Here is a 16,141-nt window from a genome sequence, read left to right as displayed (position 1 = left end):
AGTACACTCGCTTGCGTTCAGGGAGTGGAGATGGTGAGGCACCGCATGGTGAGGGAGTCCGGCATGCCCGTGTCGACGGCCGCGCTGAGCGAGCTGCTCAAGCGGCTGCGGCTTGTCGTGGCCGGCGGGGTGGTGCCGGAGCAGGCGTTCGCCCAGGAGGCGCACGCGCTCGGCCTGAGTGACGCCGAACGGGCTCGGTTGCGTGCCGAGCTGGCTCGGATGGGCCTCCTGGTGCGGGAATTGCATATGCACGTGGAGGTCGACTCGCCTGATAGTGAAAAGGTTGTATGCGTAGGTGAAGAAAATGTGACCTCGCGTGTGTTGGTCGCTCAGACGCTGCTCTCCCGCTATAGGGACGGCGATGGAGCCCTGTCGTCCCGGGTCGTCGAGGGCGTGATCCGACTGGCGGGGCTTGATGTCCGCGAGGCTGCGGCGCTGCGGGCAGGGGTCGACGTGCGACCCGTTGCGGATGCCGCGGACGCTGACGCGACAGGGGACGCGAGGACGTCCGAAGAGCTCCGGGAAACCGATGCGACGCCGTTGGCCGACGAGGCCGCCGTCGCGCCGGAGGGCGACCTTGCCGGAGCAGTGGCGGCCGCCCGGGCGGTGCTGGAAACCGACCGGTTCGAACGCAACGCACATAGGCGGCTGTTGAGCGCAGAGGCCGAGGTGGGGCTGACCGCACTCCTGCGGGGTGGGGTGGAACGTATCGCGCAGGAGCCCGGCGAGGAGGAACTCAAGGCGCTACCGCGCGATGACGTCCGAGTTCGGGCCCGCGACTGTCTGGTCCTTCACAATGTGCGGCTCGTGCACTCCCTGGTGCGTCCGCATCTGGAACAGGGGCTCGATTACGACGACCTGGTGCAGCACGGCGTACTCGGGTTGATGCGGGCCACGCGGAAGTTCGACCCGACCATGGGCAACAAGTTCTCCACCTATGCCACCTGGTGGATCCGGCAGTCCATCACCCGGGCCATCGCGGACGAGGGCGCGTTGATCCGGATCCCCGTGCACATGCACGAACAGATGCGCAAGGTGGCCAGGGCCGAGCGCAGTCTGGCCGCCGAGGGACGGTACGCGAGCGCGGCCGACGTCGCGGTGCGGTGCGACATGACCCTGCAGAAGGTGGAGGAGATCCGCCGCCTCACCCGTCGCACCGACTCCCTGGACCGCGTCATCGGTGACGGCGCGACCCTGGGGGACTTCGTGGCGCGGACGCACCTCCTGCCTTCGGTCGACCGGCAGGTGATCGGTGCCCTGTTCGCCGAGGCCGTCATGGACGTGGTCGACACGTTCACCGAGCGCGAGGCGCGGATTCTCGTGCGGCGGCTCGGCCTGGACGGGGACGAACCCTCGACGCTGGACGACCTCGGACGCGAGTTCGGCGTCACACGGGAGCGGATCCGGCAGATCGAGGTCAAGACGCGTCCTCTGCTGCGGGAGCGGGTGCTCGCGGCGGGTCTCGTCGGTCTGGACGCCCGGTGCGAGGAGGCGGAGCGCGCCGCGGAGAAGGCGGCCGCGGCCAAGAGGGCGGCACGGTACGTCCGTGCCACCCACGCGGCCCGCACGGCCCGAGCTCGGTTCGCCCTCCGCAAGGTCAGAGCGGAACGCCTGGCCCGGGTGAGACGGGAGCGGGAACAGCAGCAGGAACGGCTGGCGGACAACGAGCCCGTGGGGGAGGCCTTGCCGAAGACCCCGGTGATGGGGGAGAGGGGGGAAGCTGCCGACATGTCGACCGCAATCGTCGAGCGAAGCGGCCGGTACGAGGTTGCCGCAGAGGTCGAGGAAGACGTTGAAGCCGGGGAAGTCGCTGAAGCCGGACCTTCGACAACGATCACCGCCGACTGGGAACGCGCCTGCCGGATGGCGGGAGCACCCGTCGACCAGGTCTCGTGGCTCGCCGAGTACGCGCGGGCAGCGCTGGGAGACGAGGGTTTGGCCGCGCTGTTGGGGCAGCCGGCCACCGACTTGGTGGTGCGAGACGCCCCAGGGAACGGACGTCTGCCGCGTCCGGTGCTGACCGCTCTGGAGGTGCTGCGCCGGGTGTTTGACGCCCTGGTGGAAGTCGGACAGCGACCGGAGGACTTCTTCGACCGCCCCTCCGAATGCCTGCGAGGGGCTACGCCCCGTGGCTATCTCGCGGCCAGGCCGCTGGTGAACCGTGAGTCGCGACTGGCCGTGCGCGACAGCCTGCGGGAGCTGCTCGCCGCGGCGTCCTCCGGTGATCGGGCGGTGGAACAGCCGGGACCGGCGCGCGTTTTCGGCCAGGCTCAGGAATCGGTGAGCGGAGCCGACAAGGCCGAGCCTGCGCCGGTCGTGGGGGAGGGCAACGCCCCGGCTGCGCCGCAGACTACCGCCGACTGGGACAAGGCCCTGACCCTGACGCAGCCGCCTATGGGCGGGGGAGTCGGATGGCTCGCCGAGTACGCGCTGCTGGCTCTCGGGCATCTGCAGTTGACCGTACTGCTGGGACCTTCCGTGACGGATGCCGTTGTGCGGTCCGCGCGGCAACAGGGGATGCTCGACCGGCCCGTGATGGAGGCGCTCGAAGTCCTCAAGACGGTCCTTGACGCCGTCAAGGACGCAGGTTTGCGACCCGAGCACTTCTTCGAGCGGCCTGTCGCCGCGCTGGCCGGGGCGACTCCCCGGACCTACCTGGCCTCGAAGCCACTAGTGCGGGCCGAGTCGCGAGCCGCGGTCCGTGAGGCCTTGCGGGAGTTCGTCGCCGGACGGCCGGCAACCTTCTCCTCGGCAGAATCCGGTTCGGGAGGTCAGGCGCCGGTCGTAGTCGGCTCCTCACCTGTCGAAGCCACGGCCGAAGCCAAAGCGCAGACCGAAACCAAACCCGACGCCGCCGTCGACGCAAACCCCGACTCCGCCCCCGACTCCGCCCCCGACGCCCGCGCCCAGCACGAGGCGGCACTCGCGGCGCTCGCGCAGAAACACGAGCAACGGCTGGGCGCGGTTCGCGACGCCGCCGACGAGCGGGTGGCGGCCGTCCGCGCGGAGGCCGAGAGACAGCTCGACGCGCTCGAAGAGGAGCTGCTGCACCGCGCCGACCGGGCACGGGAACGGCATGCGGCATACGTGCGGCGCCAGTCAGAGGCGCGCGTCGCGGAGCTGGAGGAACGGCATCGCGAGGCCCGCGCGGCGTTGGTGCGCAGGGCCGAACTCGCGGAGGAGGCCGCCGTTGACGCGTCGGACGGGGAGCAGCGGGCGCAAGATCTGGAGCGGCGGCTGTACGACTACCGCGAGGGCGCGGAGGCCCGGATCAGGGAGCTGGAGTCCCGCCTGAGGGACGCCGAGACGGTCGCTGTCGAGCGGGAGCGCGCCGCCGGTGCGTGGGCCGCCGAGCTGGGGACCCGGCTGCGGGCGGCAGAGAGAGCCGCCGAACTGCGGGAGCGGACCGCGAAGTCGGCACTGGAGGAGTACCGCCAGGGCGCGCAGTTGCGTGTCGCCGAGACCGAGGCGCGACTGCGGGACGCCGAGGCGGCGGTCGCTCAGCGGGACCTGTTCGTCCAGGCGGCCCGCCGGCGCGCAGAGGAGGCCGAGCAGGAGGCGACCCAGCGGATCGCGCAGAGCGAGCACAACGCCTGGCTGCGCTGCACCGATCTGGAGACACAACTCAGCGACCTGCAGACCCAGCTCAGTGATCTGCGAACACAACTCGGCCACGCGCAGGGGCAGCTGGCGGCGGCGCAGGAGGCGGCTGCGGGCCGCACCTCGATCCGGGACCGCTGGCGCCGTACCTGAGTCGTCGCCGCCCGTGCGGCGTCGCCACCCTCCGCCCCGCCTGCCACCCTCACCTTCGCTTCGTCCGATCACCCCACGGACTCGACACACCCCCAGGAATGACATGGACCCCCGACAGGAACTCGTCTCTTACCTCCGGCGGCAGCTCGTCGGCCCGGCCGAAGGCGAACACGAGACACTCGACGCCCCGCCCGACCGGCAGTACCTCATGGGGACCCTCTATCCGCAGGAAGCCGATCTCCAGCGTCAGTTGGAAGTGGCCGCCGAGGAACTGGATGGTGCCGGTACGGAGACCCGGGCGGAGGACACCGCGCCGGCCTCCGACCCCGTCCCCGAGTCCAACTCGTGGCTGCCCTCCTCCCTCGGGTTCAGCTTCTACACCGATGCGGACACCTTGGAGGTCGACTGCTCCGCCGCGCGGTACGAGACCCGGGCCGGCACGAGCGAGCGGGGCCGTAGCTGGCAGCGGGTCCCACTGCCGGCCGGGACGCACCGACTCACGCCCGATCGCGATCAGGTCACGGTCCTGGACGGCCGGGCCGAAATCCGCGTTCGGCACCGGGCGTTCGGCACCGGCAAACTCATCACCGTCGCCCTGGTGAACTGCGCCCGTCACGAGCCCGGACTCGGCAAGTCAGCCCACTGGGACCGGATGCTGTTCCAGGTGGAGCTGCGGGCCCGGCCCGTGGACGGCAGGGTGCTCCAGTACCCCAGCGTTCGACTGGCGAGCCGCGATCCGGAAGAGCAGGAACTCCGCCTCCAGTACCGCCACGTCCGCACCCATGCCGTCGGCCACGGATGCGCGGTGACGGAACGGCGCGACGACGCCGGGGAGCAGGTGACCGAGCTGAGCGCGGCTGTTATGCCGGAGGCCGAGGTCACCGGCGTACGGGCCGCGGGGCTCAGCGGGTCCCCCGTGCTCGATCTCCTGCACCTCGGCGACCCGGCCGTATCGGTCGGCCAACTGAGAGAGGAGCTGGCCGAGTTCGCCGCGCACTACCGGGCCTGGTACGTGGGGCAGCTGAACGAGGACGTTCCCGAATGGGGACGCGATGCCGCCGCCCGCATCCTCGACCGTATCGGCGCGGCCGTCACCCGCATCGAGTCGGGTGTCCGCACCCTCTGCGACCCGCGCCGCCCCGAACTGCTGCACGCCTTCCGCACCGCCAACCGCGCCATGGCGCTGCAGATGCGCCACTCCGCGGCCGATCTCGCGGGTACCCGGCGCTCGCCCGGTGAGGCAGTACCGCCGGACCCGGAGCCGTACCAGGGGGCCACCTGGCGCCCGTTCCAGCTGGCGTTCTTCCTGCTCGCCGTGGACGGCACGGCCGATCCGGGGCACCCGGACCGAGCAGTGACCGACCTGATCTGGTTTCCGACCGGCGGTGGCAAGACCGAGGCGTACCTGCTGCTGGCCGCCTTCGCCATGGTGCTGCGGCGACGCGAACCGGGCGGCGGCGGCACGGCCGTACTCAGCCGCTACACACTCAGCCTGCTCACCACCCAGCAGTTCCAGCGCGCCGCCACCACCGTCTGCGCTCTCGAGACGCTGCGCCGGGCCGAACCGCACGTGTACGGAAGCGAACCGTTCTCCATCGGTCTGTGGGTGGGCGAGACCACCACCCCGAACACGTACGACAGAGCCCGCACCGCCTACGAGAACGCGCGCCAGGCCGCCCAGCCCGACGACGTCTTCATCCTCGACCGCTGCCCCTGGTGCGGTACGCGCATCCTGCCCGCGCACAAGTCACGCGACGCGGGCGACTACGGGGTGCGCGCGACGGCCGACTCCTTCGCCTTCTTCTGCCCGCGGCGTGAGTGCGTCTTCCACGACGAACTGCCCGTCGCCGTCGTGGACGAGCACCTCTACGACCAGCCGCCGACGTTCGTCCTGGGGACCGTGGACAAGTTCGCCCGGCTGGCCTGGGAACCGCGGGCGGGCCGGCTCTTCGGCGCGCGGAGCGGCGCCGGCGCGGGAAACCTGCCTCCCTCGCTCGTCATCCAGGACGAACTGCACCTGCTCACCGGCCCGCTGGGCACCACCGTCGGACTGTACGAGTCCGCCGTCCTCGGGCTGTGTGTCGGGCCCGACGGCACCGGCCCCAAGGTCGTGGCTTCCACCGCCACCATCCGCCGCTCCGGGGAGCAGGTCCGCGCCCTGTACGGCGGCAGCGTCCAGCTCTTCCCGCCGGCCGGCCTCGACGCCCGCCACTCCTACTTCGCCGAACCCGACACCTCCAGGCCCGGCCGCCGCTACCTCGGCGTCATGGCCCAGGGACACACGGCCGGCCGTGCCGCCGTGGCCACCGCCGCCGCGCTGCTCCAAGGGGCGTGGGAACTCCCCCTGGAACACCGGGACGCCTACTGGACGCTGGTCGCCTACCACCACAGCCTGCGGGAGCTCGGCCGCACGGTCACGGCCGCGGCCGACGACATCCCCGCCCAGCTCGCCGGACTCGACACCGGCAACGCGGTTCGGGCTCTGCCGGACCACCAGGTGCAGGAACTGACCAGCAACCTTCCGCGAGCTGAACAGCCCGTACTACTGGACCGATTGGAGAAGGGCTGGGACGACCCGCAGTCGGTGTCCTTCCTGCCCTGCACGAACATGCTGTCCGTCGGCGTGGACGTCAAGAGGCTCGCGCTGATGCTGATGCAGGGGCAGCCGAAGACGACCGCCGAGTACATCCAGGCCACCAGCCGCGTGGGCCGGCACACCGTGCCCGGCCTCGTCGTGACGTTCTTCAATGCCACCCGCCCCAGGGACCGTTCGCACTACGAGACCTTCGACGTGTACCACCGGTCCTTGTACCGGCAGGTGGAACCCACCAGTGTCACCCCCTGGTCGGTGCCCTCCCGCCGACGGGCCCTGCACGCCGCGCTGGTCGTCCTCGTCCGGCACCGGCTCGGGCTCGCCGCCGAGAACCAGGCCGGGCAAATCCTGGACCGCATCTCCGAGGTGGAAGTGCTTGCCGATGAGCTGACCGCGCGTGCCGTGGCCGCCGAACCCGGCGTCGGCGACGAGGTGCGGGCGCAGCTCGCGGGCCTGATCACCGACTGGGAGGACGCGGCCCGGCAGGCCCACAAGGACGGCCGCGAGCTGTACTACCGCAGCCAGGGCAAGGGCCAGTCCAACCTGATCAAGAGCTTCGAACAGAACTACGGCCTCTGGGAGACACCGAACTCCATGCGCAACGTGGACCGGGAGTGCCAGGTGACGGTGAAGGGAGCGGACCTGTGAGCCGCACACTGCGGGTACGGCAGTCGCAGACGGTGGTGCCGTTCGGCGTCGGAGCGGTCTTCGACATCCAGGGTGAGTCCTTCGTCGCCACCGGCATCGGAGACTGGCCCCCCAGGGGGAGGCAGCGGGTCGAGTCCGTCCGTCTCGCCTCCCGCCTGGGCATCACCGGGTTCTACGCCGCCCCGGCGACCGCGAACGACCGCTTCGACGTCCCGGACGCACCCGGAGCGCCGTACATCCGCTTCCCGTCCTGGCTGTTCTGCGGGTCCTGCCGACGGATGAAGCGCTGGCGGATCGCCGACGAGAAGCCCGGTCAGCCGCCGCGCTGCCCCTCCTGCTCACCGGCCCGGACACTGGCGCCCATGCGGTTCGTACAGATCTGCCAGGCCGGACACCTCAGCGACGTCGACTGGTGGTTCTGGGCCCACTCGCGGCGCGACCCCGGTGAACGGCGGCGTTGTGAGGAGCGGGACCGGCTGAGGTTCCTGGTCTCGGAACGGGCCTCCGGCCTCGAGGCGCTGTCCGTGACCTGCACCGCCAAAGGCTGCGGCGCGTCCCGGGACCTGCTCGACATCCTCGGAACCCACGGGATGCGCTGCTCGGGACGCAACCCGTGGCAGCGGGCGAACGAACGGGTGGATTGCCCCCGACCGGTGCAGATCGTGCAACGCACGGCCGGAAATCTGTACTACCCGATCGTGCACTCGGCCCTCGACATCCCCGAGAGCGACGCACCTGCTGCCCACGGCGACGAGGCCGTCGTGGCCAAGGTGCGGGAGCACGACCTGTGGGTCCCCCTGTGCCGGGTGGCCGCGACACCGCGAGCCGCAGCGTTCCGCACGATGATCCAGGAGGACACCGGCGCCGACGACGCCCTCCTGGACGCACTCATCGCGGAGGAGACGGGGGAGACTCCGCCTTACCCAGGAGCGCCGTCGTCCGGCCCGCAGACCGGTCCGGCCCGCCCCGACCTCAGCCGTGAGGAGTGGGCCGCCTTCACCGCGCCGACACCGCCCGCCACCCGGGACTTCGCGTTGCGCGAGACCACTCTCGGCCTGGCGGGCGAGAGCGCCGACCCCTGGGCGGCGCTCGACCGCCGCTTCGGCAGGATCGTCCTCGCCGACCGGCTCCGCGAGGTGCGCGCGCTGTCCGGCTTCACGAGGGTCTCCCCGGACGCGACGGTGGTACCGGCCGACACCGCGCGTCGGCTCAAGTGGTTGCCAGCCGTCGAGGTGTTCGGAGAGGGGATCTTCCTCGGTCTGAATCCGGCCGAACTCGCCGGCTGGGAGGCGGACGGGGAGGTACGCAAGCGCGTCAGGGGTATGCGGGCCGACCTGGACCGCTCCTTCCAGCGGGACCGGCTGGAAGCCCTCACGGGGCCCGAACTCGCCCCCCGGTTCGTCCTCCTGCACACGCTCGCGCACCTGCTGATCCGCCAGCTCTCCTTCGAATCCGGCTACACCACCGCAAGTTTGCGCGAACGCGTCTACGCCCGTCCCGAGCAGGACCAGTACGGCATCCTCGTCTACACCGCTGCCGGGGACGCCGAGGGCACTCTCGGCGGACTCGTACGCCAGGGCGAGCCCCCACGGCTCGCGGAGACACTGCTGCGCATGACGGAGGCCGCCGCCTGGTGTTCCGCCGACCCGCTGTGTTCGGAACACACGGGCCAGGGCTTCGGCAACCTCAACCGCGCGGCCTGCCACGCCTGCGCACTCCTGCCGGAGACGAGTTGCGAGACCGGCAACACCCTCCTGGACCGGACCCTCGTCGTCGGCGGCGAGCACGTGCCCGGGTACCTGGAGCCGATCGTCACCGCCGCACGGGCCGCTGCGGCAGACGCGTTGGATGAGTCGTGACCCTCACCTACCTCGACCTCACCCTCGACCAGCGGGCCGGTCTCGACGCCCTGCCCTTCGACGGCAACCACCTGGTCAGCGGCCCGCCGGGCAGCGGCAAGAGCCTCCTGGCGGCTCAACGGGCCGTCATGCTCAGCCTCACCGGCCCGCCGGTCGCACTGCTCACCCGCTCCAACCTGCTGCGGCAGTCGCTGGCCGCGACGGTCCACGCACTGGCCCCCACCGACCGGGGTGTACGAGTCACCACGGCACATGCCTGGCTCGCCCAGTGGTACGACGGCAAGGCTCCGACCACCGCGGACGGCTGGTACGACTGGAGCGCACTGTTCGACCGGGCAGCCGACACGGGACCGGTACCGGACCTCACCCTGGTTGTCGACGAGGGGCAGGACCTGCCGCCCGAGTTCTACCGGCTCTGCCGCATGCTCGGTGCCCGCGTCACGGTGTTCGCGGACGAATGCCAGCGCCTCACCGACACTCACTCCACCCTCGCCGAGATCGCCGGTCGGCTCGGCCGCTGTGGCCGCCACGACCTGGACGGGAACCACCGCAACACGGAACAGATCGCGTCCTTCGCGGCTCATTTCCACACAGGACCCGGTACGCCGCTCCTGCCCGACCGGCAGGGCCCGCCGCCACGGCTGCACCGGTTTCCCGAGCGGGGCGCGGCCGACCTGCTGGCGCTGCTCGCCGAGCGGCACCCCCGGGACACCATCGGGGTGATCGTCAATTCCAAGCACACCCAGTTCTCCCTGCTGGGCAGCCTCTCGCGCCGGGCACCTCGGCTGAAGCCCCAGCTGTACACGTCGGACGCCAAAGGGGGCCAGTACCGCAATCTCGACCTCGGCCGCCCCGGCATCGTCATCGTCCACCGGGCCAGCGCCAAAGGCCTGGGCTTCGACACCGTCGTCGTCCCGGACACCCACACGGACGCGGCCACCGACCCGACCTCGGCGGCTCTGCGCATGACCTACTACGTCCTCGCGACCCGAGCCCGGCGTGAACTCCATCTCGGCTACGAAGGGACTGCGGAACCGCCGCTGCTTGCCCAGGTGGGAAGAGGACACCTGATGAGGGGCTGACAGTCGTCCCAGCCGTGGGAGGGTGATCGCGCATTTCCAGTTAATGCGTACGATGTGCAAGTGCGCACCACCGACTACACCATCCGCCCGGCAACCCCCGCCGACCTGGACGCCGCCCGAGCCGTCATGCTTGACACCGTCTACCGCGACTTCGGTACCGGGTACGTTCCGCGCTGGCATGCCGATGTGATCGATCCGGCCGGGGCGTATCTCAGCCCCGCCCGGCACACCCTGATCGTTGCCGTCGCAGCCGACGGTGACGTCGTCGGTACCGGGGCCCTCGACTCCCGGGGGCCCGCGCACCCCCCGAACCCCGTGCACGTCGCCGAGCGGTTCCCCTCCGGGGTGACCGCGCAGTTGCGGCGGGTGTACGTGCGGGCCGAACATCGGCGGCGTGGGCTGGCGCGGAGGCTCGTCGACGAGTTGCTCGCGTTCGCCGTCGCCGACGGGGGGTATCGAGCCGTCTATCTGCACACCGACCCCGCCGTCACCGGGGCCGAGCCCTTCTGGCGGTCGTTGGCCAAGGTGGTGCACGACGAGCGGGAGGATGCCGGGGGCGGGCAGGGGATCGTGCACTTCGAGGTGCCCATGGCGGGATGGCGTGGGGCCAGGTAGGCGTGAAAATCGTTTCCATGTAGGCTCCCCGTGCGCTGCCGCACACCCGTCCGACGCCCGGTGCCCGAAATCCGGGTGCCCGCACCTGACTTGATCGATCCGAGGACCATGCGCTCTCACCGCCGCTCCCGGCTGCTCGCCCCCCTCCTGCTCGCTCCGCTCATAGCCGGCTGCTTCGCCTCCGGAGGGGGTGACGACTCCGCGTCGGGTGGCGGCAACGGCGGTGACGGCGCCCGTCTCCGCGTCGCTCTCGCCTTCCCGCCCGCCGAGAACCTGTCGCCGTACGGCGCCGACGCCACCCTGCTCAGCCGGCTCGGGGTCACCGAGGGGCTCACCTCGCTGGACGCCAACGGGTCCGCCGCGCCCGCGCTCGCCGAGTCCTGGCGGCGGGACGGCGACAAGACCTGGGAGTTCAGCCTGCGCGACGCCACCTTCCAGGACGGGGGCGCGGTGACCCCCGCCGCCGTGGCCGAGTCCCTCACGCACGCCACCGACGCCGAGCCCGCGCCCGCCGCCCTCGCCGGTGTCACCCTCAGTGCCGAGGCGGGCGGCGACCGGGTCGTCCGGATCACCACAGCCGAGCCCGACCCCGTGCTGCCGCTGCGGCTCTCCAGCCCCAGCCTCGCGATCCTGTCCAAGGGCGCCTACGGGAAGGGCAGCCGCGTCGACCCCGTCGGTCACGCCACCGGCCCCTTCGAGCTGACCGAGGTCAACGGCGCCACCTCCGCCTCCCTCGACCGGTTCGACGACTACTGGGGTGGCCGCGCGCAGGCCTCCGGTATCGACGCGCGCTTCATCGCCGACGGCACCGCCCGTGCCAACGCCCTGCGGACCGGGGAGCTGGACATCGCCGAGGCGGTTCCCGTCGCCCAGGCGGCCTCGCTGGACGAGAAGACCCGGCGCGACACCGCCACCACCCGGACCACCAGCCTGCTCCTCAACGCCTCCTCCGGGACCTTCAAGGACGCCGGGCTGCGGGCCGCCGCCCGGGGTGCGCTCGACACCTCCGTGTTCGCCAAGGATGTCTACGAGGGGTACGGCGATCCCGGTGCCGGTGTCTACGGGCCCGCCGTCACCTGGGCGGACGGGAAGCGGACCGCGCCCGTCGGGCGGGCGGCGGCCAAGAAGCCCGGGGACGGGGACACCATCAGCCTCGCCACCTACGACAACCGGCCCGAGCTGCCCGAGGTCGCCCAGGTGGTCAAGCAGCAGCTGGAGAAGGCCGGGTTCACCGTCAAGCTCACCGTGCGGGAGTACTCTCGGCTCGAAGGAGACGCGCTGGACGGGAAGTTCGACGCCTTCGTGCTGGCACGGAACACGCTGCTCGACACCGGTGACCCCGTCGCCGTCCTCGCCAGCGACTACACCTGCGACGGCGGTTTCAACATCGCCCAGCTGTGCGACAAGGGCGTCGACCGTGCCGTCGCCGACGCCGAGAAGATCGCCGACACCGCGAAGCGCCAGGACGCCGCCATGGCCGCCGAGGCACGCATCCTCGGCAGCGACGCCGTCGTGCCGCTCGTGCACCAGCGCATCATCACCGGCGTCGCCGACTCCGTACAGGGCGTCGTCCTCGATCCGTACGAGCGCGCGCTCGTCGGCACCGGCACCCGGCGCTGACCCGTGCTGCAGCGGGTGGCCGCCCTGGCCTGGCGGGTCGTGCTCGCGGGTGGGCTCGTGTGCGGGGTCGGGCTGCTGCCCTGGCTCACCCGCACCGACCCCGCGTACACCGTCCTCAAGGCGCGGTCCGCCGAGCGCGAGCCCACGCCCGAGGTGCTCGCCGACATCCGGCGGCAGCTCGGGATCGACGGCGGGCCCCTGCACGTCCTCACCGGCTGGCTGGGCGGGCTCGTGCGCGGGGACGCCGGGCGGTCGTGGATCTCCGGCGCGGACGTCCTGCCCGACGTCGCGCGGGCGCTCGGTGTCTCGCTGCTGCTCATGGGCGTCGCGCTGCTCGTCGCCGTGCTCACCGCCGGGGTGATCTGCGCGCGCACGCTGCGGCTCGGCGCCCGGCGGCGGCTCGGCGGGCGGCGCGGGGGCGGGAGCCTGTCCGCCGTACTCGCCTCGCTGCCCGAGTTCCTCGTCGCCTCCGTGCTCGCCACCGTCGTCGGGGTGCAGCTGGGGTGGCTGCCCGCGCTGGGGTGGTACGGGCCCCAGTGGACGCTGCTGCCCGCGCTCGCCCTCGGGCTGCCCGCGGGCGCCGTGCTGGGGCGGCTGCTCGACGATCTGCTGCCCGGTGCCTTCGGGGAGCCGTGGGCGCTGGCCGCCGCGGCGCGTGGGCTGACCGGGCGGTCCATCGCCCGTCAGGCCGTGCGGCGGTGTGTGCCCGCGCTGCTGCCCAATTTCGGGTTGTTCGTCGTCGGGTTGACCGGTGGGGCCGTCGCCGTCGAACAGGTCTTCGATATCCCGGGGCTCGGGCGCACCACCCTTCAGGCCGCCCTCGCGCAGGACCTTCCCGTCCTCCAGGCCGGGACCCTCGCCCTCGTCCTGCTCGCCGCGCTCGCGACCGGCGCCACCCGCGGCGCCGCCCGGCTGCTCACCGGGCCTGCCTTGCGGGACGGCGCCCTGTCCTCGCTGCACCGGCCCACCCCGCCCGCCGGGGGAGTGCTGCCGCTTGTCTACGGTGCCCTCCTGCTCGCCTTCGTCGGGTTCGGGCTCGTCCGCGATCCGCTGGTCCTCGACACGGGGCAGCGGCTGCGGGCGCCCTCCCTCGACCATCCCTTCGGCACCGACGCCCTCGGGCGCGACCTGCTCGCCCGCGTCGGCCACGGGGCACTGGACACGCTGTTCCTCGCCGCCGCCATCAGTGCCGCCGCCCTGCTCGTGGGCCTGCTGCTCGGGCTCGTGCCCAGGGTCTCCGCGCCCCTCGTCGACACCGTCAACGCCGTACCGCCGGTGCTCGTCGCGCTGCTCGTCACCGCCGTCGCCGGGAGCGGGACGGCCACCCCCGCGCTCGCCGTGGGAGCCGTCGCCTGGGCACCGCTCGCCGCGCACACCTCCTCCCTGCTGCGGCAGGAGCGCGCCACGCTGCACATCACCGCCACCAAGGGGCTGGGCGCGGGGCCGGTCCATCTGCTGCGGCACGAGTTGCTGCCCGCCGTGGTGCCGCCCGTCCTCCGGCACGCCCTGCTGCGGCTGCCCGGCGTCGCCCTCGCCCTCGCCTCGCTCGGGTTCCTCGGACTCGGCGCCCAGCCGCCGTCCCCCGAGTGGGGGCTGCTCCTCGCCGAGAACCAGCCCTATGCCGAGCGCGCCCCCTGGGCCGTGCTCGCCCCCGCCGCCGTACTCGCCCTGCTCGGCGCGCTGGCCGTCAGCGCGGCGGGTGGGCTGCGCCTACGGCCCACCCGGTCGTCCCCTCGGGAGACCGAGGCGGCCGTCGAGCGGCGGTCCCCGGCGGAGACGGAGCAGGAACCGGCCGGAGTCCGGTGACATGACCTCCACCTCCACGTCCGCCACCACCGGGCCGTCCGGGCAGGTGCCCGGCCGTCGTACCGCCCCGTTCGCCACGCTCTCCCCGCTGCTCCGGCTGCTCATCCTCACCCAGCTCGCCTTCAACGTCGGCTTCTTCGCCGTGCTGCCCTTCCTCGCCGAGCACCTGGGGCAGTCCGTCGGCATGGCGGGGTGGCTGGTCGGGTTCGTGCTCGGGCTGCGGACCTTCAGCCAGCAGGGGCTGTTCGTGGTCGGTGGGGCGCTCGCCGACCGGTACGGCATCCGGCCCGTCGTGCTCGCCGGGTGCGTGCTGCGGATCGCCGGGTTCGCCTGGCTCGGGTTCGCCGAGCGGACCTGGGCCGTCGTCGGTGCCGTCCTGCTGATCGGGTTCGCCGCCGCGCTCTTCTCACCGGCCGTCGAGTCCGAGGTCGCCCGGCAGGCCGTCGGGTGGGAGGAGGAAGGGGGCGCGGACCGGACGCGGGTGCTCGCGCTGTTCACCGTCGCCGGGCAGGCCGGTGCCTTCGTCGGGCCGCTGCTGGGGGCGCTGCTGCTCGCCGTCGACTTCCGTACGGCCTGCCTCGCCGGGGCCGGGGTGTTCGTGCTGGTCCTCGCCGGGCACGCCCGGCTGCTGCCGCAGCGCGTACCCGGGCGGGTCCAGGTCCGGATGAAGGGCGGGGCCCGGCTCGTGCTGCGCAACCGGCGCTTCCTCGCGTTGTGCTGCGCCTACGGTGCCTATCTCCTCGCCTACAACCAGCTCTACCTGGCCCTGCCCGCCGAGGTGGAACGGGCCGCCGGTTCGCAGGCGCCGCTGGCCTGGCTGTTCGCGCTGTCGTCGCTGCTGGTGGTGACCGCGCAGTTGCCGGTGACCCGGTGGGCGGGGGAGCGGCTGGCGCGGCGCCGGTCGATGGTGGCGGGGCTGATGCTCATCGCCGTCGGGTTCGCCGTCGTCGGCCTCGCGCGGCCCGCGGGGTGGACGGGGACCGGTGGGCTGCTTCCCGCCGCCGGGTTCGTCGTCCTGCTCACCCTCGGGCAGATGCTCGTCGCGCCCGTCGCCCGCGCCTGGGTGCCGGACCTCGCCGAGGACGGGCGGCTCGGGCTCTACACCGGGGCGCTGTCCTCGGTCTCCGGGCTGATCGTGCTGGCCGGCAGCTCCGCGACCGGCCTCCTGCTCGACACCGGCCTGCCGGTGGTCGTGCCGTGGCTGGTCCTGGCCGCCGTACCGCTGGTGGCGGCGACGACGCTGCCCCGGTGGCCGCACCGGGGCACCGGGGCCACCGCACCAACCCCCTCCACGGCCGGGTCGGGCCGGTCCTAGTCTCACCGCGCGACGAGTTCCCGCACCGTCGTGGCAGGCGCCGCGGCAACCCGCGACCTCCGCCACAGCCACCGCACGTCCCGCCCGAACGACCACACCAACAGGCCCAGCGCCACCGCCACCACCCCCGCGTTCCCCGGGCGCGGCAGCAGCTCCGCACCCGCGAGGAGCAGCAGGACGCCCTGGAGCGCGGCCACCGTCTTGCGGGCCGTGCTCGGCGGCAGCGGGGCCGTCAGCCACGGCCACACCCGGGCCGCGGCCACGAACACGTACCGCATGCCGCCGATCAGCAGCACCCACGGGCCCAGATCCAGCGCGACGTACACGCTGAGCACCAGGATGAGGAACGCGTCGACCTCCATGTCGAAGCGCGCGCCCAACGGGGTGGACGTGCCGGTGCGGCGGGCGACCCTGCCGTCCACGCCGTCCAGGATCAGGGCCACGGCCGTCAGGCCGACGAGGAGGGAGACGGGCGGCGCGCTGCGGAAGGAGTCCGCGACCAGGGCGGTGACCCCGCCGACCAGGGTGGCCCGGCCGAGGGTGACCCGGTTGGCCGGGCCGAACGACGGCAGCCGGGAGCGGTGCAGGGCCCGGGAGAGCACCGCCCAGCTCGCGAACGCGAACGCCAGGCCGGTCAGCCAGCCCGCCGTGCCCATGCCGATCGCGGTGCCGAGCAAGGCCAGGAGCAGGAGCTGCGCGCCCGCGCCCGCCGCCGTCTCCTGCTGAACGGACCTCGCGGGACAGGCGTCGTACGCGTCGTACGCGTCGTCCGTGTGGTTCAGGTTGATCAGGGCCACCGAACATCCTCCGGCCGTGTGACAGAGTCGATCAACGCCGCTACCTTGTGCGC

Annotated in this window: 9 protein-coding genes; 8 read left to right on the top strand and 1 reads right to left on the bottom strand. The window is 72.6% G+C overall.

What is annotated here, in order from left to right; genetic code table 11:
• The first annotated feature begins 63 nt into the window (after positions 1 to 63).
• From ACFV9J_RS15620 to ACFV9J_RS15585, 8 genes are all read left to right on the top strand, one after another.
• Complete coding sequence (locus ACFV9J_RS15620) at positions 64 to 3,753, top strand: sigma-70 family RNA polymerase sigma factor (RefSeq protein WP_385354395.1); 3,690 nt, start codon at positions 64 to 66, stop codon at positions 3,751 to 3,753.
• Between the two features lie 103 nt (positions 3,754 to 3,856).
• On the top strand, positions 3,857 to 6,994 hold the full coding sequence (locus tag ACFV9J_RS15615; protein WP_385354393.1) for a helicase-related protein: 3,138 nt from the start codon (positions 3,857 to 3,859) through the stop codon (positions 6,992 to 6,994).
• On the top strand, positions 6,991 to 8,853 hold the full coding sequence (gene drmB / locus ACFV9J_RS15610; protein ID WP_385354391.1) for a DrmB family protein: 1,863 nt from the start codon (positions 6,991 to 6,993) through the stop codon (positions 8,851 to 8,853). Before ACFV9J_RS15615 ends, drmB begins: the two co-directional genes overlap by 4 nt.
• Positions 8,850 to 9,935: a DNA helicase gene (locus tag ACFV9J_RS15605; RefSeq protein WP_385354389.1), complete on the top strand. Its 1,086-nt coding sequence runs from the start codon at positions 8,850 to 8,852 to the stop codon at positions 9,933 to 9,935. Before drmB ends, ACFV9J_RS15605 begins: the two co-directional genes overlap by 4 nt.
• A 60-nt stretch (positions 9,936 to 9,995) precedes the next feature.
• The gene (locus tag ACFV9J_RS15600) at positions 9,996 to 10,550 is read left to right on the top strand and encodes a GNAT family N-acetyltransferase (RefSeq protein ID WP_385354387.1); all 555 of its coding nucleotides are present in this window, start codon (positions 9,996 to 9,998) and stop codon (positions 10,548 to 10,550) included.
• Between the two features lie 108 nt (positions 10,551 to 10,658).
• The gene (locus ACFV9J_RS15595; RefSeq protein ID WP_385354385.1) at positions 10,659 to 12,170 is read left to right on the top strand and encodes an ABC transporter substrate-binding protein; all 1,512 of its coding nucleotides are present in this window, start codon (positions 10,659 to 10,661) and stop codon (positions 12,168 to 12,170) included.
• A gap of 3 nt (positions 12,171 to 12,173) precedes the next feature.
• Positions 12,174 to 13,976, top strand: a complete 1,803-nt coding sequence (locus ACFV9J_RS15590) for an ABC transporter permease subunit (RefSeq protein ID WP_385354383.1) — start codon at positions 12,174 to 12,176, stop codon at positions 13,974 to 13,976.
• Position 13,977: 1 nt separating this feature from the next.
• On the top strand, positions 13,978 to 15,291 hold the full coding sequence (locus ACFV9J_RS15585; RefSeq protein ID WP_385354381.1) for an MDR family MFS transporter: 1,314 nt from the start codon (positions 13,978 to 13,980) through the stop codon (positions 15,289 to 15,291).
• 2 nt (positions 15,292 to 15,293) lie between these two features.
• Here the strand turns inward: ACFV9J_RS15585 and ACFV9J_RS15580 are convergent, their stop codons facing one another.
• Positions 15,294 to 16,088, bottom strand: coding sequence for a CDP-alcohol phosphatidyltransferase family protein (locus ACFV9J_RS15580; RefSeq protein WP_385354379.1), 795 nt, complete (start codon positions 16,086 to 16,088; stop codon positions 15,294 to 15,296).
• Positions 16,089 to 16,141: the final 53 nt, after the last annotated feature.

Origin of the sequence: Streptomyces sp. NPDC059906, assembly GCF_042730645.1 — a bacterium.
Lineage (GTDB): Bacteria > Actinomycetota > Actinomycetes > Streptomycetales > Streptomycetaceae > Streptomyces > Streptomyces rubrogriseus.
Note: the sequence above shows the minus strand (reverse complement) of the source record. Positions and strands in the feature narration are given on the sequence as shown.

Coding starts and splice junctions, on each gene's coding strand:
- ACFV9J_RS15620 (WP_385354395.1), top strand. CDS start 64: ATGCCCGTGTCGACGGCCGCGCTGAGCGAGCTGCTCAAGCGGCTGCGG.
- ACFV9J_RS15615 (WP_385354393.1), top strand. CDS start 3,857: ATGGACCCCCGACAGGAACTCGTCTCTTACCTCCGGCGGCAGCTCGTC.
- ACFV9J_RS15595 (WP_385354385.1), top strand. CDS start 10,659: ATGCGCTCTCACCGCCGCTCCCGGCTGCTCGCCCCCCTCCTGCTCGCT.
- ACFV9J_RS15585 (WP_385354381.1), top strand. CDS start 13,978: ATGACCTCCACCTCCACGTCCGCCACCACCGGGCCGTCCGGGCAGGTG.